This window comes from Bartonella sp. W8151, assembly GCF_016100385.1.
Taxonomy (GTDB): domain Bacteria; phylum Pseudomonadota; class Alphaproteobacteria; order Rhizobiales; family Rhizobiaceae; genus Bartonella; species Bartonella apis.
On record NZ_JACFSO010000001.1, the window covers coordinates 587,237 to 605,014 of the forward strand.

13 protein-coding genes are annotated in these 17,778 nt (G+C 45.9%); 10 read left to right on the forward strand and 3 right to left on the reverse strand.

Annotation, left to right across the window (positions count from 1 at the left end; genetic code table 11):
- Nucleotides 1-14: 14 nt before the first annotated feature.
- Both ccmB and ccmA read right to left on the reverse strand, forming a co-directional pair.
- Nucleotides 15-680 carry a heme exporter protein CcmB gene (gene ccmB / locus H3V14_RS02615; protein WP_075869716.1) on the reverse strand — a complete coding sequence of 222 codons (666 nt, stop codon included), beginning with the start codon at nt 678-680 and terminating at the stop codon, nt 15-17.
- A complete protein-coding gene (ccmA, locus tag H3V14_RS02620; RefSeq protein WP_075913599.1) occupies nt 680-1,303 on the reverse strand; it encodes a heme ABC exporter ATP-binding protein CcmA in 624 nt (207 codons plus the stop codon). The genes ccmB and ccmA overlap by 1 nt, the downstream gene beginning before the upstream one ends.
- A 298-nt stretch (nt 1,304-1,601) precedes the next feature.
- Here ccmA and acnA point away from each other — a divergent pair, with 298 nt between their 5' ends.
- The 10 genes from acnA to cyoD all read left to right on the forward strand — a co-directional run bounded on the left by acnA (nt 1,602) and on the right by cyoD (nt 14,739).
- On the forward strand, nt 1,602-4,295 hold the full coding sequence (acnA, locus tag H3V14_RS02625) for an aconitate hydratase AcnA (protein ID WP_075869718.1): 2,694 nt from the start codon (nt 1,602-1,604) through the stop codon (nt 4,293-4,295).
- A 194-nt stretch (nt 4,296-4,489) separates the two neighbouring features.
- Nucleotides 4,490-4,756, forward strand: coding sequence for a 30S ribosomal protein S20 (gene rpsT, locus H3V14_RS02630; protein ID WP_075869719.1), 267 nt, complete (start codon nt 4,490-4,492; stop codon nt 4,754-4,756).
- A 955-nt stretch (nt 4,757-5,711) separates the two neighbouring features.
- Entirely contained in the window at nt 5,712-7,172 is a 1,461-nt protein-coding gene (dnaA, locus tag H3V14_RS02635) for a chromosomal replication initiator protein DnaA (RefSeq protein WP_371809434.1), read from the forward strand.
- A 198-nt stretch (nt 7,173-7,370) separates the two neighbouring features.
- Nucleotides 7,371-8,489 carry a DNA polymerase III subunit beta gene (dnaN, locus tag H3V14_RS02640; RefSeq protein WP_198226340.1) on the forward strand — a complete coding sequence of 373 codons (1,119 nt, stop codon included), beginning with the start codon at nt 7,371-7,373 and terminating at the stop codon, nt 8,487-8,489.
- 7 nt (nt 8,490-8,496) lie between these two features.
- Nucleotides 8,497-9,780 carry a DNA replication/repair protein RecF gene (recF, locus tag H3V14_RS02645; protein WP_198226342.1) on the forward strand — a complete coding sequence of 428 codons (1,284 nt, stop codon included), beginning with the start codon at nt 8,497-8,499 and terminating at the stop codon, nt 9,778-9,780.
- Nucleotides 9,781-9,847: 67 nt separating this feature from the next.
- Nucleotides 9,848-10,285, forward strand: coding sequence for a type II 3-dehydroquinate dehydratase (gene aroQ / locus H3V14_RS02650; protein ID WP_198226344.1), 438 nt, complete (start codon nt 9,848-9,850; stop codon nt 10,283-10,285).
- Between the two features lie 270 nt (nt 10,286-10,555).
- Nucleotides 10,556-11,536 carry a ubiquinol oxidase subunit II gene (gene cyoA, locus H3V14_RS02655; RefSeq protein WP_198226346.1) on the forward strand — a complete coding sequence of 327 codons (981 nt, stop codon included), beginning with the start codon at nt 10,556-10,558 and terminating at the stop codon, nt 11,534-11,536.
- A gap of 79 nt (nt 11,537-11,615) precedes the next feature.
- Nucleotides 11,616-13,634: a cbb3-type cytochrome c oxidase subunit I gene (locus H3V14_RS02660; protein WP_198226348.1), complete on the forward strand. Its 2,019-nt coding sequence runs from the start codon at nt 11,616-11,618 to the stop codon at nt 13,632-13,634.
- On the forward strand, nt 13,631-14,302 hold the full coding sequence (locus tag H3V14_RS02665; RefSeq protein WP_198221339.1) for a cytochrome (ubi)quinol oxidase subunit III: 672 nt from the start codon (nt 13,631-13,633) through the stop codon (nt 14,300-14,302). Before H3V14_RS02660 ends, H3V14_RS02665 begins: the two co-directional genes overlap by 4 nt.
- Nucleotides 14,302-14,739 (forward strand): cytochrome o ubiquinol oxidase subunit IV, encoded by a 438-nt coding sequence (cyoD, locus tag H3V14_RS02670; protein ID WP_198226350.1) that lies wholly within the window; start codon nt 14,302-14,304, stop codon nt 14,737-14,739. Before H3V14_RS02665 ends, cyoD begins: the two co-directional genes overlap by 1 nt.
- Before the next feature lie 1,655 nt (nt 14,740-16,394).
- On the opposite strand, the gene dps is transcribed toward cyoD, so the two are convergent.
- On the reverse strand, nt 16,395-16,883 hold the full coding sequence (dps, locus tag H3V14_RS02675) for a DNA starvation/stationary phase protection protein Dps (protein ID WP_075913591.1): 489 nt from the start codon (nt 16,881-16,883) through the stop codon (nt 16,395-16,397).
- Between the last annotated feature and the right edge of the window lie 895 nt (nt 16,884-17,778).

Below are 17,778 nucleotides of genomic sequence, written 5' to 3' on the forward strand. Positions count from 1 at the left end.
CGAAGATGTGATGTCTAGTCCGATAATGAAGCAAGTGTCAAAGCCGCAGCCAATGGGCCGAGAATCGAGAAGAACAGTGACAGAGCGATCAAAAACAGTAACGGGTTTATGAACGAAATACCCGGAGCGGTGGTTGCATAGGCTGCCGACACGCCAAAGATCATAACCGGTACGGCAAGCGGCAAAACAATAACCGATATCAATACGCCGCCACGCGGTAGCGAGGTTGCAAGCGCCGCACCGACTGCACCAATCAGGGTAATCGCAGGTGTACCGCATAAAAGTGTGAGCATGAGACCGCCAATTGCTGTTCCACCAAGACCGAGCATCAAACCTAGCACCGGAGTAAAAAGAATAAGTGGCAGAATAGTTCCACACCAATGAGCAGAACATTTGGTAAAAACAACGAGACTCAAGCTTTTTCTGTGTCGGGACAATATGAGTTGGTCAAGGCTGCCGTCATCACGGTCAGTCTGGAACATACGGTCCAGTCCTAGAAGGATTGAAAGAAGCGCTCCAATCCAGAGCATTCCTGGTCCGATGCGGGACAAAATTTCCTGATCAGGGCCGACAGCAAACGGGGTTATAACGATAATTGCTGCAAAAAACAGAAGTCCCGTTAATAAAGAACTTCCCGGACCAAAAGCAATACGCAAATCGCGCAAGAAAAGGGCTTTCATCAGCTGTCCTCGAAATCGGGAAGGTAATCGTCAAGTAGAATATGACGATTTTCTTCTATGCCAAGTGGTAAATGGGTTGCTGCAATAATCATGCCCGAACGATTTCTGTGCTCTTCCATAATTTTTGCAAAAATCGCACTTGCATGTTTATCAAGCCCTGATGTCGGCTCGTCCAAGAGCCATAAAGGTTGGTGGGATAATAAGAGCCGTGCAATGGCGACGCGTCTTTTTTGTCCGGTTGAAAGAACACCGAAGGGAAGATGTTCAATTCCGGAAAGTTCAACCTGATCAAGTGCTTCCATTGGCGACAAAAGTCGTGAAGAATCGAAATCCGACCAGAATTCGAGATTTTGCAAAACGGTCAAATGCGTTTTCATGGCATTTTGACTGCCAAGATAATGGCTGACAAGAGCAACAGGAAAAATCTGCCCGCCTTCCGTTGCTTCTATAGTTCCTTCATTTGCTTGCAGAAAACCGGCAATGATTCGCAGCAAAGTCGACTTGCCGATGCCATTCGGACCGGTAATTGTGAGCAATTCTCTATCGTGGATTGTAAAGTTCAAGTGTTGGAACAACACCTCTTCACCACGTTTTGCACTCAGATCAACTGCTGTTATTTCCATGTAACCACCGGATTTTATTTAACCTTTCTTAAGATGGCCGGAGCCTTTTAACAAGTAAACACATTTTTTTTAATGGATTACGTCTGGAACAGTTCCAGAAAAGGAACTATACCAAGGTTACCATACCAGCGGTCGGTGTGGACAATTTTTGGGCCGGTCTCCAAATCTGCTTGTTCTGGCGGTTGAGGAACGGACAGCGGAAATGACTGCACCCGCACCGTAGCTGCGATCTTGACCCGCAGTTTGTGGCGTTCGTTCCTGGAGCTTAAGGCTCGCACAGATATAAGGACGAACAGTCGTGTCTCAAATAGATAGTTTTAAGTGCCGCAAAACACTCCATGTCAATGGCAAAGACTATATTTATTACAGTCTGACGGAAGCCGAAAAGAACGGTTTGCCCGACATTTCCCGCTTGCCATTTTCAATGAAGGTTCTGCTCGAGAACCTGTTGCGGTTTGAAGACGGTCGCACGGTCAAGAAAGACGACATTTTAAATATCGCCAAATGGCTGGACGACAAGGGAAAAGCAGGCGCTGAAATTGCCTATCGCCCCTCACGCGTTTTAATGCAGGATTTTACCGGCGTTCCCGCTGTTGTCGATCTTGCAGCCATGCGTGACGCAATGGTGAAACTTGGTGAAAATCCGGAAAAAATCAATCCGTTGGTTCCGGTCGACCTTGTTATTGATCACTCGGTGATCGTTGACGATTTTGGCAATCCGCTGGCTTTCCAGCACAATAAAGAACTCGAATATAAACGTAATGGCGAACGCTACCGGTTTTTGAAATGGGGGCAACAGGCCTTCCGGAATTTCCGCGTTGTTCCCCCGGGGACCGGCATTTGCCATCAGGTCAATCTTGAATACCTTGCCCAATGTGTTTGGACGAGAGAAGAAAACGGCCACACGATAGCCTATCCGGATACCTGCGTAGGTACCGATTCCCACACCACTATGGTCAATGGTCTGGGTGTTCTTGGCTGGGGCGTTGGCGGTATTGAAGCTGAAGCGGCAATGCTTGGACAACCGGTTTCCATGCTGTTGCCTGAGGTTATCGGCTTCCGTCTGACCGGCAAACTCAAGGAAGGCATAACAGCTACCGATCTTGTTTTGACCGTAACACAGATGTTGCGTAAAAAAGGCGTGGTCGGCAAATTCGTCGAATTCTTCGGCCCGGGTCTTGAACATATGACGTTGGCCGATCGTGCGACAATTGGCAATATGAGCCCCGAATATGGCGCGACATGCGGCTTTTTCCCGATTGATCAGGAAACTATCCGTTACCTCAATATGACAGGCCGTAAAGAAGAGCGGATTGCACTTGTCGAAGCTTATACAAAAGCTCAGGGCATGTGGCATGATTCCCATACGCCTGATCCGGTATTTACCGATACAATCGAACTTGATATGGGAACGGTTGTGCCGTCCATGGCCGGTCCGAAACGTCCGGAAGGGCGTTTGCCGCTTGAAGAGGTCGGTAAAAGTTTTGCCACAGCTCTTCACAATGAATATAAGAAAACAACCGGTGAAAAAACACGCTATCAGGTTGAAGGCGAGGATTTTGACATTGGCCACGGAGATGTCGCTATTGCAGCGATCACCTCTTGCACCAATACATCCAATCCGAGCGTTCTGATTGCGGCCGGTCTACTTGCTCGAAACGCGGTTGCCAAAGGCTTGAAATCCAAGCCGTGGGTTAAAACTTCACTGGCTCCGGGCTCGCAGGTGGTTGAAGCCTATCTGGTCAATTCGGGACTGCAAAAAGATCTTGATGCTTTGGGCTTCAATCTGGTCGGTTTCGGTTGCACAACCTGCATTGGTAACTCGGGTCCTCTGCCGCCGGCAATTTCGAAAACCATCAATGACAAGGGATTGATCGTTGCAGCGGTTCTTTCCGGAAACCGTAACTTCGAGGGACGTGTTTCACCTGATGTCCAAGCAAACTACCTTGCTTCACCGCCGCTCGTTGTTGCCCATGCTTTGGCCGGAACCATCACCAAGGATCTCACAAAAGAACCTCTTGGAACCGGCAAGGATGGCAAGCCGGTTTATCTGAAGGATATCTGGCCAACTTCACAGGAAGTTCAGGAATTCATCGAAAAGAATGTTACCCGCAAGATTTTTGAATCAAAATATGCGGATGTCTTCAAGGGCGATGAAAACTGGCAGAAAGTCAAGGTTCCAGCGGGAGAAACCTATGCTTGGGACAAAGACTCGACCTATGTTCGCAATCCTCCCTATTTTGAAAATATGCCGAAAGTACCTGCACCGCTCAAAAATATTGACGGAGCTCGTATCCTCGGACTTTTCGGGGACAAGATCACGACAGACCATATTTCGCCTGCCGGTTCTATCAAGGTTGATTCTCCGGCTGGTAAATATTTGATCGAACATGGTGTAAAACCTGCCGATTTCAACCAGTATGGTACCCGTCGCGGCAACCATGAAGTGATGATGCGTGGCACTTTTGCCAATATCCGTATCCGTAACTTTATGCTTGGCGAGAATGGACGCGAAGGTGGCTACACCATTCACTATCCATCCAAGGAAGAAGAATCGATCTATGATGCTGCTATGCAGTATAAGAGCGAGCATGTACCACTCGTTGTCTTCGCCGGTATCGAATATGGCAACGGCTCATCCCGCGACTGGGCGGCCAAAGGAACCAATCTTTTGGGCGTACGTGCGGTGATTGCTCAATCTTTCGAGCGTATTCACCGTTCCAATCTTGTTGGTATGGGTATTGTGCCGTTTGTCTTCGAGGATGGACAGAGCTGGCGTTCATTGGGCTTGAAAGGCGATGAAGTCATCACTATTGATGGTATCAACGATCTGAAGCCACGGCAAAAAACTGTTGCCAAGGTCAAATTCAGTGACGGCACTGTCAAGGAAGTTCCGCTTCTTTGCCGGGTCGATACTGTCGATGAACTTGATTACCTCCATAATGGTGGCATTTTGCAGTATGTTCTGCGTAATTTGGCAAAAGAAGGCTGATTGGCAGCTTTAAAAAAATTGATAAACGGGGTGGGAAATCGCACCCCGTTTATTTTTAAATGACAATTTGAGAGAATCTCATTGACGCGAGCGGCTGAATTAAGCTATAAGCCCGCCAAGATTAAGCGGCTCTTGGCCGCAGTTTGTGTTTCTAGGCTTTTATGGCCGTTCAATAAGAAGAGAGAGATAGACTTATGGCGAATACACCTTCGTCCAGAAAAGCAGTGCGTAAGATTGCAACGCGCACAGAAGTTAACAAATCACGTCGTACACGTATTCGTACATTCGTACGCAAGTTTGATGATGCTGTTGCCGGCGGCAATAAAGCCGCAGCTGAAGTTGCTTTCAAAGCTGTCGAGCCCGAATTGATGCGTGCTGTCACAAAAGGTGTTCTGCATAAAAATGCAGCGTCGCGCAAAGTTTCTCGTTTGGCTAAGAAATTGAAAGCTATCTCGGCCTGACATTTTAAAAAACCGCTCGCTCGAGTGTGTGTTTTTATTCATAAATAGTGATTCCAACCGGTATCTTTTGGTGCCGGTTTTTTTATGTTTTGATCTATGTCAAGAAGAGAAAAATTAACCGTAAAAATTAATATTTTTAGAATGAAATACTGTTTCAAAAAATGGTATAAAAATCGTTTAAAAACAAATAATTAGACTTATTATCCACAAGCCTCAGGAAAGCCTGTTACGTTCGGTTTTTGTCAAGTATTTTTTTTAAAAATTTTTTTAAAAAAATTCGGCGGACAAAAGTCGGTGTAGATAATTGAAAAAAGCTTATTGAATCAAAGTAATTACGCTTTTCTATCCGGCTTACGGATTGGAAGAGTCGGCTGTTAAAGCCATTTTCGGCTTCCATTCACCCCTTGCATTTATGGGAAGCGTTTTTGTATGGTCATCTTCGGAAATGATAGCTTTTCCACATGTTTCATGAGTCTTCGGCCAAGTAGGGTCAAAGGTTCGTTGGTGCAGTTGAAAGGGTAAAGCCATTTTGATTTTTGTCCGGGCAAGGGGGGCGCAATAAAAGCAACCTTGCAATTGCTTGAAAGACAAAATGTCATTTGTGCTTGGCCTGTGAAATGTCTGATGAGCTATCGTCGGGACAGGGTTACCGGTATATCGAACGCGTAGTGGATAATACGTTTGGAACACATGCCGGTGATGTCTGATCTTGAGAATGGCAGTTTTGTAGGGGTTTATTCGAATTTGTAGGATAAAACGGATGTGTACCGGTTTAACGAAACTGAGTTTACGCGGAAATCTGTTTTGTGCGAATTGCTTTAATTTTGGTGTTAAAGGCGAGAACCGTTGGCGGATGTGAGGGTAATGGTTATGACCAGTCTTGCTTCGGTTATCGTCAGAGAGAATGTTGCGTAAAATGTCAAATTTGAACGGGATAGAGTCAGGTGAAACAGGGATGAAAGAAAGTCTTCATCATCTGGTAGCACAAGACGAAGGGGATGAACTTTTTGCACGTGTTATGGCGCAGCTCAAAGTTCACGTCGGTAACGAGGCATATTCTAGCTGGTTCGGGCGTTTGCAGCTTGACGAATTCAGTCGCAGTCAAGTTCGTTTATCGGTGCCTACGGCGTTTTTGCGCTCATGGATTACCAATCATTATGCCACTATTCTTACCGAACTCTGGCGTCAGGAATGTCCAACACTATTGCGAGTCGATATTGTCGTGCGCGGTATGAATCGGGTGGTAAAACACACCGTTACGCATAAAGACGAAGATGCCCATGTTCATGTTCAGCAAGAAAATACAACAGCTTCTTCTATGCATAACCGGCCCGAACGTTTTTCGGGCGAGGCGCAGCAAAGTGTTTTCGGTTCACCGCTCGACTCGCGTTATACGTTCGACACATTTGTAGAAGGTCCATCCAATCGCGTTGCTCTTGCCGCCGCCCGTTCCATTGCGGAAAGCCATAAAAGCGCTTTGCGTTTTAATCCTTTGTTTATTCATGCCGCTGTCGGTTTGGGAAAAACCCATCTTTTACAGGCTATTGCGGCTGCTGCTTTGCAACGCCCCACACCGGTTCGGGTGATTTATCTGACGGCTGAATATTTTATGTGGCGGTTTGCAACGGCCATTCGCGACAACAATGCATTATCATTCAAAGAGCAATTGCGTGACATTGATTTGCTTATTATTGACGATATGCAGTTTTTGCAGGGCAAGTCGATCCAGCATGAATTTTGCCATCTGCTCAACATGCTGCTTGATAGTGCAAAACAGGTTGTTGTTGCTGCCGATCGCGCCCCTGCCGAGCTCGAGTCGCTTGATGTACGTGTTCGTTCACGTTTACAAGGCGGGGTTTCGTTGGAAATTGAGTCTCCCGATTTCGATATGCGTCTTGAAATGTTGCGTAAGCGCTTGAAAACCGCCCAGCATGATGATCCCTCGATTTCCATTCCTGATGAAGTTCTGGCTCATATTGCAAGAATCGTTTCCGGTTCCGGACGCGATCTCGAAGGTGCATTCAACCAGCTCCTGTTCCGCCAGTCATTCGAGCCCGACTTGTCGTTGAACCGTATTGATGAATTGCTTGATCATCTCACTCGCTCGGGCGAGCCGAAGCGAATCCGCATTGAGGAAATCCAGCGGGTCGTTGCACGCCATTACAATGTTTCCAAGCAGGATCTGTTGTCGAATCGGAGAACCCGTACAATTGTCAAACCACGCCAGGTTGCCATGTATCTTGCAAAGATGATGACACCGCGGTCGTTGCCGGAAATCGGGCGCCGCTTTGGCGGACGCGATCACACCACTGTTCTTCACGCCGTGCGCAAGATTGAAGATATGGTTGGTGCCGATCAGCAATTGGCAAAAGAACTGGAATTGCTCAAGCGTCTGATTGATGAGCAGTCAGCCTGATTGTGTTTTTCTTGAGTCTCGCGGGCCACAAAAGTGATATAAGGGCAATAAACTTGCATTTTAGGCAAGAATATTGCCATTCTGGTTCTTATTTGTTTTTCTTGGCAGGTGATTCTTTGTTTTGAAGGAATCGTTCCGTACAAAGTTAGGCAACAAGAAATTCTCTGGTTGGCAGAATAAGTTAAGAGAGTGTCCAATATGCGCATCACAGTCGATCGTAGCAATCTGTTAAAGTCTCTCGGTCGTGTCCATCGCGTCGTCGAACGACGCAATACGATTCCTATTCTCTCCAACGTCTTGATCAATACGGTTAATGCCGGTGTCGAATTGCAGGCTACCGACCTCGATCTGGAAGTTACAGAAACAACTACTGCAAATATCGAACAGAGTGGATCGACGACTGTCCCTGCCCATCTTCTTTACGAGATTGTTCGAAAACTTCCCGAAGGTGGCGAGATTATGCTCTCGGTTTCCGATGACGGCAACGCTATGCAGGTTGTTTCGGGTCGCTCGAATTTCCGTTTGCAATGCTTGCCCAAGGAAGATTTTCCCGAGCTTAATGCCGGTGATTTCAGTCATAGTTTCACATTGTCGGCGTCAGCCCTGAAACGACTCATTGATTGCACACAATTTGCTATTTCGACAGAAGAAACGCGCTATTACCTCAATGGCATCTATTTTCATGTTATTGATAATAAAGGCTTGAAAATACGCACTGTAGCCACAGACGGGCACCGTTTGGCAGAAGCTGAAACCGATGCGCCTTCAGGGTCGGAAGGTATGCCGGGTATTATTATTCCGCGCAAGGCCGTCGGCGAGTTGCAAAAATTGCTGGGCGAAGAGACGGAAAGTGAAATCAAAATCGAAGTTTCGGAAACGAAAATACGTTTCAGCATTGCTTCTGTCGTGCTGACCTCGAAATTGATCGACGGTACATTTCCCGATTATCAGCGTGTTATACCATTAGCCAATGACAAGAAATTGACCATCAACCGGCAAAGTTTTGCCGCCGCAGTGGATCGTGTTTCGACTATTTCCAGTGATCGTGGGAGAGCCGTCAAATTGACAATCGAAAATGGTCAATTGACGCTTACGGTCAACAATCCGGATTCAGGTAGCGCCGAGGATCAAATCGTTGCCGATTATGAGGGAGAGCCGTTGGAAATCGGTTTTAATTCCAAGTATCTTCTTGATATTATGGCTCAACTTAATGGTGAAAATGCGATCTTCATGCTTGCCGATGCGGGTGCGCCGACTCTTATTCGTGATAGTGATGATGCAGACGCACTTTATGTGTTGATGCCAATGCGTGTATAGAAAACGAATGGTGGAAAAAACTGGCGGGCGGGCTGCAAAAGTTTTTGTCCGGCAACTGAGACTGACCAATTATCGTAACTATCGAAGCTTTTCTGCCGACTTTTCCGACGGGCTTGTTGTTTTTACCGGTCATAACGGAGCAGGCAAAACCAATCTGCTTGAAGCGTTGTCTTTTCTTTCTCCCGGGCGGGGGTTGCGTCGTGCGGCCTATGATAATGTTATTCGTTCAAATCCCGTCTTGGGTTCTGCCTACGGAAATGCTGTCAATCAAAGGGAAGATGAGTCTCTCGAAACCTTCGAAAAATCCGGCAAACAAGAAACCGTCGACTCCGAAACTACAATAGCCGGTCTGAATTCACCAATCAATGAGGCAGAAGACAGCGGGTTTGTCGTTTTTGCCCAATTACACTCTGCTCTTTATGGAGATGCCAGCATCGGGACGGCTAGTGATATTGCCTCGACTGGACGAAGAATACGGATAAACGGAGAAAGTGTAGCGTCTGACCGGCTCACCGATTATTGCCGCATCAGTTGGCTTGTTCCATCTATGGATGGGCTGTTTACAGGGCCGGCAGCCGATCGCAGACGGTTTCTCGATCGTATGGTTCTGGCAATTGATCCCGCACATGCCCGTCGTGTGTCGGATTTTGAAAAAGCAATGCGTGCGCGAAATCGTCTTTTGACTGATGGCAGTCGTGACGAAGGGTGGTTTAATGCATTGGAAGTCCAGATGGCGGAGCTCGCCATTGCTATTGCCGCTGCCCGTATGGACGTTGTGCGGCTTATTTCCGATATTGAAAATTTTGACAATGAAGAGACTTTTCCCAGTCCCGTTCTCGACATAGAAGGAACAATCGAAAAGGCATTAGCGCGCAAATCTGCAGTTGATGTCGAAGAGGAGTATAGACAGAGCCTCCATGATAAACGTGAGTCGGATCGTGTTGCCGGACGCACTCTCGAAGGGCCCCATAGAAGCGATATGCTGGTCTATTACGCCAGGAAAAATATGCCGGCCGGCCTTTGTTCAACCGGCGAACAAAAAGCACTTTTGACAGGCCTTGTCCTTTCCCATGCGCAATTGACTTCGGCTATATCGGGCATGACACCGATTCTTTTGTTGGACGAAATGGCAGCCCATCTCGATCCGGACCGGCGCAAAGTTTTGTTTGATAGTCTTGAAAGGCTCGGTGGACAAACTTTCATGACGGGAACCGACCAACAACTTTTTGCCGATCTGAAAGATCGGGCCCAATTTTTTGAATTATCAAACGGAAGTGTTGTGAACAATTAATGAACATTGGACGACGATGTTCTATGATCTGAAGTGAGCTTGTTGAGCTGGAGAGGAAAATATGGATATGGCAAAAAAGATTACTGTTTTGAACGGACCAAATCTCAATTTTTTAGGCAAACGCGAGCCGGAGATCTACGGTCATGAAACTTTGAAAGATATTGAGGCACTTACCCGGAAATGCGCCCATGCGCACGGATTCGATATCGATTTTCTGCAAAGCAACCTTGAAGGGGAATTAGTAAGTTTCATTCAGGATGCCATAGGGAAAAGTGCTGCCATTATCATTAATCCGGCTGCCTATAGCCATACTTCGATTGCGATTCTTGATGCATTGAAAATGTTTGAGGGGCCGGTTGTCGAGGTTCATTTATCGAACATCCACAAAAGAGAGGCCTATCGTCACCACTCGTTTGTGTCGGAACGGGCCGACGCTGTTATTGCAGGCTGTGGAAGTGCCGGTTACCAATTTGCAGTGGAATATATCGTAAAACACGATTTGTGAATCGAAAATTGTCTCAAAAACCGCGCAATATTGACGCAGGGGGGGACAAAACTCTTGCGAATTTTCACCCAAAGAGTAAGACGTGCCTAGATGATGCCACAATTGTACTTGTGACAACGTCAGTCCAAGTCGGGCTTCTATGTCTTTTTGGGACAATTATTCTGCCTGACGGGGAATGTCGGAAAAGTGGAAAACCCTGCTTTTCCGTGACGAATTAATAGAAATACCCTCGTGCAATAATATGCAATGCATATAAAGAGGCAGGTAGGAATGAAGAACTTTGGTAAACTAACAGGGCTGCTGGGCGTTTTAACATCCGCTTTGCTCTTGTCGGGTTGTGAATTCGATGTTCTGAACCCGGCGGGCTATGTGGCGCGCCATGAGCTAATTTTGATTATTACGTGCGTTATCGTAATGGCGTGTATTGTCGTTCCTGTGATGATCGCAATCGTTACGTTCGCAATTAGATACCGTGCTACCAACACCCAAGCAGAATATCTGCCGGATTGGGGGCACTCCAATAAAGTGGAAACCCTGATGTGGGGTATTCCGATTCTTGTCATTATCATTTTGGGTAGCTTGATGTCCTATTTTACATTCAAGCTCGAGCCTTCAAAGCCGCTTGATAAAGCTGTTGCTGGAGCACAGGAACCGCTCCAGATCGATGCTGTAGCACTCGACTGGAAATGGTTGTTTATCTATCCGCAATATGGCGTTGCTTCGATCAACGAAATCTATGCACCGGAAAACCGTCAGGTTCTGTTGCAGTTGACTTCGGAAAATTCGGTTAACGCTTTTTGGGTTCCGCGTCTTGGGACAGTTTTGTATGCAATGCCGCAAATGAATGCGAAGTTGCATCTTATTGCTGATCGCAAGGGCGTATTCAAAGGATCGTCCGCCAATTATAGTGGCGACGGCTTCTCTGAAATGCACTTCAAGTGGAATTCTGTAGCCCAGGCTGATTTTGACAACTGGATTGCCAAAGCTCGTGAAAGCAAGGAAACGCTCGATCGCGCCGGTTACCGTCAGCTTTCATATTCCCCGAAAATGGGTGATGTTGCGGGCAAGCAAAAAGACGCAGAGATTCGCTATTTCTCGCAAGTTGAAAAAGGTCTATATTATCGCATCGTAAACCGTTGCGTTGATGAAGGCACCACTTGCAACGAAGATCAGATGAAATTGGCTGCAGCGAAATCTTTGTGGGGTGAGCTTTGCTCCGTCTTTGATCCCGGTGTGGTTCAGAAGAAATAAAATCATCAAGGAAGGGGCTTTCAGCCTTTTAAAGGCAATGTCCCCTCCAAACCGAAATTCATTTAATATGGGTTGAAAAATGTTTGGAAGACTTACAGACCCTGTAGCCGGAGCGTTTCACGCGCTAACGAATGAGCCGATCGTCCTTTACACCTGCCTTGTTGTAGTTGCATTGGCCGTCGTTATTCTTGCCGCTATTACGCTGCTTGGCTGGTGGGGAATATTGTGGCGCAATTGGATCACATCTGTTGATCACAAGCGCGTCGGCATTATGTATATCGTCCTTGCAATTGTCATGCTTGTTCGTGGCTTTGCAGATGCTATCATGATGCGTACACACCAAGCGTTCGCGCTTGGAACAGAGAATGCGGGTTATCTACCGCCTGATCACTTTGACCAGATTTTCTCGGCACACGGCACGATTATGTTGTTCTTTATGGCAACGCCGCTGATGTTCGGTATTATGAACTATGTGGTACCGCTACAACTTGGTGCTCGTGACGTAGCCTTTCCGTTCTTGAACAACATTGGTTTTTGGACAACATTTGCTGGCGCAGTTCTCATCAACATTTCGCTCGGTATCGGTAACTTCGGCCGCGGTGGTTGGTTGATGTATCCTCCGTTCTCGGAATTGTTGAATAGCCCGGATACAGGTGTCGACTACTATTTGTGGTCACTAGAGTTATCAGGTATCGCGACGACGATGAGTGGTGTCAACTTTGTTGCCACTATTATCAAGTGTCGAGCGCCCGGAATGACAATGTGGAAAATGCCGGTATTCTGCTGGAGCGTGCTCGTCTCCAACGTACTTGGACTAATCATCTATCCGCCGCTTGCCGTCGCAGATGCTTTGTTGATTGGCGATCGTTACTTTGACATGAACTTCTTCACCAATACTGCCGGTGGTAACCCGATGGTCTGGATCAACTACGTTTGGATTTTCGGTCACCCGGAAGTTTATTTTCTTGTTGTTCCTGCCTTTGGTATCATTTCCGAAATTGTTCCGACATTCTCGTCAAAACGGCTTTTCGGTTACACCTCAATGGTTTGGGCACTATTGGTTATTTTGATCCTTTCGATCATCGTCTGGGGACACCACTTCTTCACAATGGGTGGCGGTCAGGCTGTTAACACTTTCTTCGGTGCGGCAACCATGATTATCGCTGTTCCGACCGGTGTTAAGGTCTTTAACTGGCTCTTCACAATGTATAAAGGGCGCATCCGCTTCGAACCCCCGATGTTGTGGTGCATGGGTATGATGTTCACCTTTGTTGGTGGCGGTCTTACCGGTGTTCTGCTTTCGATCGTTCCTGCGGACTGGCAGTTCCACAACTCCTTGTTCCTGGTTGCCCACTTCCACCACACAATTCTTGGTGGTGTTGTGTTCGCTTACCTCGGCGCATTGGCGTTCTGGTTCCCGAAAGCTTTCGGTGTCAAGCCGAACCGCGCATTGGGTATTGCTTCGTTCTGGTGCTGGTTTATCGGCTTCTATGTAGCATTCATGCCGATCTATGCAGTTGGCTTGATGGGTGCAACACGTCGTTTGCAGCACTATGTCGAACCAAGCTGGCAGCCTTTGTTTATTACAGCAGCCGTAGGTGCATTTATCATCCTTGTTGGTATCGTGTGCTTTGTTCTGCAAGTTTTGATCGCCATCTGGTATGGCATCAAGCATAAAGGCAAATTGCCGATCACACAGAACGATCCGTGGGGCGATGCACGTACTTTGGAATGGTCTGTATCCTGCCCGCCTCCTGCTTACAACTTTGCTACTGTCCCTGTCGTTCAAGCTGACGATGCCTATTGGGATATGAAGCAACGTGGTGAGCATCGTAAAACTTCGGGCTTCGAGAAAATCCATATGCCTAACAACACGATTGCCGGGTTTATTGGTGGAATTCTTGAGCTGGTTATCGGGTTTGCGATGGTTTGGCACATTTGGTGGTTAGCTGCGGTTTGCTTCTTAGCTTTCATCGTAACTATACTGCTCCATTCGTTGAATGCCGATCATGCAGGTCACTACATTTCAGCTGAGGACGTACAGAAGACTGAAGACGAATTCAGCGCTGTTCTCAAAGCACAAGGAGTAAAAGCATGAGCGCTACAGCAGTAACAACCGCTCCTGCGGAAAGCCATCACGACGGAAGTTCGACAACTGTCTTCGGATTCTGGGTTTATATCCTCTCTGATCTTGTACTGTTTTCGACTTTCTTCGCTACATTTGCAGTGTTCGCCTCCGCTTACGGTGGCGGACCTGCCGGTAAGGATTTCATCAACCTCAATTACGTGCTTTGCGAAACCGCTTTGTTGCTGTTCTCGTCAATCACCTACGGCATGGCAATGGTACAGGTTCACAAGGGTAATCTCGGCGGGGTAAAAACCTGGCTCGCTATTACTTTTATTCTTGGTCTTGCATTCATTGGAATGGAATTGAACGAATTCCATGAGCTTCTCTTCGGTAAGGAAAATGTTTTCTTCTTTGATCCGAATGCTTATGCTGGAATTGATCCTGAAACCGGAGTTCGCGTATTCGGTAAAGAAGTTCTGTCGGCTTATTGGTCGTCATTCTTCGTACTGGTCGGTACACATGGTGCCCACGTTACAACCGGTTTGATCTGGATGGCACTGATGTTTGCGCATCTTGGCCGTCACGGTTTGGATAAAGATAACAAGACACGTTTAACCTGTCTGTCTATCTTCTGGCACTTCCTCGACATCGTCTGGGTTGGTGTCTTCACCACCGTCTATCTTTTGGGAGCACTATAATGAGCGAACATGAAGAAGCACGCGGTGTAACAACCGGCAAATACATGGTCGGATTCATTCTGGCTGTTATATTGACCCTCGCTTCATTCATTCCTGTTATGCAAGGAATGCTTGATAATTGGGCGGTCAGCACCAAGGTTATTTACCTCATTGGCATGGCTCTCATTCAGATAGTCGTCCAGATCGTTTTCTTCCTCCACCTCAACGAAGGTCCGGATGCGAAGTGGATGGTCGGTACAATGTGGTTTGGTGCTCTCTGCGTATTCATCATTATTGGTGGTACATGGTGGGCAATTTCTCACTTGAACTACAATATGATGGGCGGTTCGGGTCGTATCGTTCAGCCTGATGCTATTATCGATCAGGTTCCGGGTGGTAGTCCGGTTGCACCTTCAACAGAAGCTGCACCTGAAACACCAGCTACACCTGCTCAATAATCAATATTGTCACTGAAACAATAGAGATATGAAGCCCCGCTTTTAAGCGGGGCTTTTTTTTATCAAGAATTCATAATATTCCTCGCAAATGATCTAACGCCGGAAGGAAAATGCGGGGGTGAGAATAATAAAAAATTTAGTTGATTTCCGATTGATATATTCTCGTCAATTGCTATCCGGTTTGAAAATTTTTTGACGATTGTTCAGCGTTATAAAGTCGTCGTAAATGCAGGTCTTAGAGAAATTGATCATTTCAAGCGTCGTTTTTCTCTAAGAAACTCACCACAAGTAATCAAAACCTAAAATAGACGATGGCTTCTTGAAGGCATAAACGCTATTTAAAGCGACCACGTCGCTTGCAAAAGAAATAGAAGCTTTTACCAGTAACAACGCCTTTTAACGGTAATTTACCGGCACAATTCCCACCAAGATTGTTGCAGCAACACATGGAGTCATATGTTGGAAAATGGTGCTCGTGGAATGATAGCATTTATAAACAACCTATCTGCCAGCCAATTTGATCCCAAACTTTGTGTAACAAGCTCGAAAGCACTAAATCGGCCATAAAGGCACACATGTTACGCGCCTCCATTAGCCCGGAAAGCCATATGACGAACCTCAACAATTCCAACGGCCACGATTCCGACGGTTTCCGGTTGCGCCGAGGATCGCGCATAACGATGCCCAAATTTCTGGCGTTCGTAGAATGTATATGCGCGGTGTAAGGTCCTAATGGTCTTTTTCAATTTTGATGGCTGTCATAAACAGCAATGGATGGGTAACAAGTATTCAATTATGCTTGTATCTCGGGAGCCTGTGGGAGCCGGAATTTTTGAAGCGGTATCCAACCAGTGCGGACCGTATGAAGCGGAAGATAATCGAAGGAGTAAGGCGCATGCTTACCCCTCCGTTAAAGGTCGGCGTGGCTGGCAGACTGTTTTAGTAGAAATATTCGGTACGTCCCCGGCAATTCCTAGGTGCATTAATTCGGCAAGGCGTTAGTTGATGGAGCACAATTCAATGACGCGCGCTTCACCGGTGAAATCAAAGTGTGAGTTTAGAAGATTGGCTCAATAGCCCATGTTCAAATTTGAAGGGTGTCGACCGAGAAGAGTATAGTTGGTGTGTAATAGCTGATAGACCGTGCGTCATAAGTTTTTTCAGGGGGAAAAAGGGTATTTAATCCTTGCTTGTCGATCCGGAATACGTCAGTTTACCGATGAACACTCCAATATCCGCCCACTTCTGATTGTAAGGCACCATTTCCGAAAATCGAGAAAATGCAGCCGATCAAATTTTTGTAGTGATGCCATATTCTGCGGCAAGGCGTTGATAAATCACCAATAAGCATCGTTAAAAAGACAATGCGTAGTTGCGCAATGGAACGGGTAGACCATTGGCGAAAAATCATCCGGTTTCACCGCAAGCCTGCCGCATTAAATTTTAAATGAAAATTGCTTTTGGAATTAGCCAATAAATTTTTGCGTTTATTATGCAGAGTTTGTTCAGAAATGTTCCTCCGTAGAATTCTGATAATTGCCGCGTAGATCCGGCAAATTGCCGCGTTTATAGCAAAAACTTGGCAAATAAAAAGGAAGCAACGGAGCTGCTTCCTATATTTAAGAGATTTACTATACCGCGTTAAAGCGGTTCGATCAGGCTTCCTGAACATGCGATTCAAGGAACCACAGGCTCTTGTCGAGCTCACGCGATGCAGCAGTGAAAATATCTGCCGTATCAGCATCTCCGGCTTCGTCAGCCTCGTCAATGGCTTTACGCATGTCATTGGCAGCGTCGCCATAACGTTCGATCAATGCATTAAGATGATCGTGTACTTTGTAAATATCTGTCGGATAAGCCTTCAATTTCGAGGTACCGGCAACAGCTTGAACGGTTCCCAGCGCAGTACCCCCGAGTTGCGCAACACGTTCGGCAATGATGTCGACATGTTCATCAATCGCATCCCTGAAGCCGTCCAGCATTTCGTGAACACCGATAAAATTGGAACCCTTCAAGTTCCAGTGTGCCTGCTTTGTGATAAGTGCCAGATCAATCAATGTTGCCAGGTTTTTGTTCAACAAGGCAATTGCAGTTGTCTTTGTGTTTGACGGCATGTCATTACGGGTTTTATGAGTTTTTAACATATTGTCTTAATCTCCGCTTGATTTGAATTGCGTAATATTAAACGCACCAAACGCTAAAAAGTTCCGCTTGGAATTTCTACCCTTGTCAAGCATTCTCAAAGGCAGTGCGGTGATGCAAATATAGAATACACCTTTCCGACAATATTCCAATCAAAAAAGTAAACTAATTGATATTCATATGCTTGATATATTTCATTTATCAAACATATAAACCAATTTTATAACGGGTGCTTTGCCTAAAAATATTTTAGAATTAATCTAAAATATTTTTAGTTTGTTAGACAGAAATCTTTTATATTTAATAAATATATTTTATTATATAATATGGTTAGAATTTATATTTATTCTAATTTATGTATTTTTAAAAAATTAAAAATAAAAATATTAATATGTGCGATATTTTTATTGGCGAAAATCCGTATTTTTGGATCAAACGCACTTTATGAATGAGATTTATAAGTGATCGCGATCGAGTGCTGCTTTCTAAGAAAGATAGGAGCGGAAATCGTTTCTCTAGCCTTAAGATAAAACCCGTTGCAGGCACAAGATTTTTATAACATTTTCTTATCCCAAACATAATGTTTATGTTTCTCCGTCTAATTTCGTTCAATATATCTGAAGAATGATGACGGGGTAGCCTCCGAAATGAGACAATCCGATTTTTTTAAGACGAAAAAGCCGCGACGAAAAACGGAAAGATTAATAGATTGAAATAATCGGCGGTAGGGCATGAGCTATTTTTCATAGAGGAAGCTCATGGCTTCGGTTTCGAAATAGGCAGAGGTTTTTGAGGGTGCCTAAATATTTGTGAAGGAAAGCCATCAATAAAGTGTTCGCAAAAGGCTTAAAAATTCGCCAAATTCGATCCTTCTGTTCTTTTGTTTCAATGAACAAT

What these genes read in the sequence shown, in the direction of transcription:
- ccmB (WP_075869716.1), bottom strand. Translation starts at nt 680, where the DNA reads ATGAAAGCCCTTTTCTTGCGCGATTTGCGTATTGCTTTTGGTCCGGGA.
- ccmA (WP_075913599.1), bottom strand. Translation starts at nt 1,303, where the DNA reads ATGGAAATAACAGCAGTTGATCTGAGTGCAAAACGTGGTGAAGAGGTG.
- rpsT (WP_075869719.1), top strand. Translation starts at nt 4,490, where the DNA reads ATGGCGAATACACCTTCGTCCAGAAAAGCAGTGCGTAAGATTGCAACG.
- dnaA (WP_371809434.1), top strand. Translation starts at nt 5,712, where the DNA reads ATGAAAGAAAGTCTTCATCATCTGGTAGCACAAGACGAAGGGGATGAA.
- dnaN (WP_198226340.1), top strand. Translation starts at nt 7,371, where the DNA reads ATGCGCATCACAGTCGATCGTAGCAATCTGTTAAAGTCTCTCGGTCGT.
- recF (WP_198226342.1), top strand. Translation starts at nt 8,497, where the DNA reads ATGGTGGAAAAAACTGGCGGGCGGGCTGCAAAAGTTTTTGTCCGGCAA.
- aroQ (WP_198226344.1), top strand. Translation starts at nt 9,848, where the DNA reads ATGGCAAAAAAGATTACTGTTTTGAACGGACCAAATCTCAATTTTTTA.
- cyoA (WP_198226346.1), top strand. Translation starts at nt 10,556, where the DNA reads ATGAAGAACTTTGGTAAACTAACAGGGCTGCTGGGCGTTTTAACATCC.
- H3V14_RS02660 (WP_198226348.1), top strand. Translation starts at nt 11,616, where the DNA reads ATGTTTGGAAGACTTACAGACCCTGTAGCCGGAGCGTTTCACGCGCTA.
- H3V14_RS02665 (WP_198221339.1), top strand. Translation starts at nt 13,631, where the DNA reads ATGAGCGCTACAGCAGTAACAACCGCTCCTGCGGAAAGCCATCACGAC.
- cyoD (WP_198226350.1), top strand. Translation starts at nt 14,302, where the DNA reads ATGAGCGAACATGAAGAAGCACGCGGTGTAACAACCGGCAAATACATG.
- dps (WP_075913591.1), bottom strand. Translation starts at nt 16,883, where the DNA reads ATGTTAAAAACTCATAAAACCCGTAATGACATGCCGTCAAACACAAAG.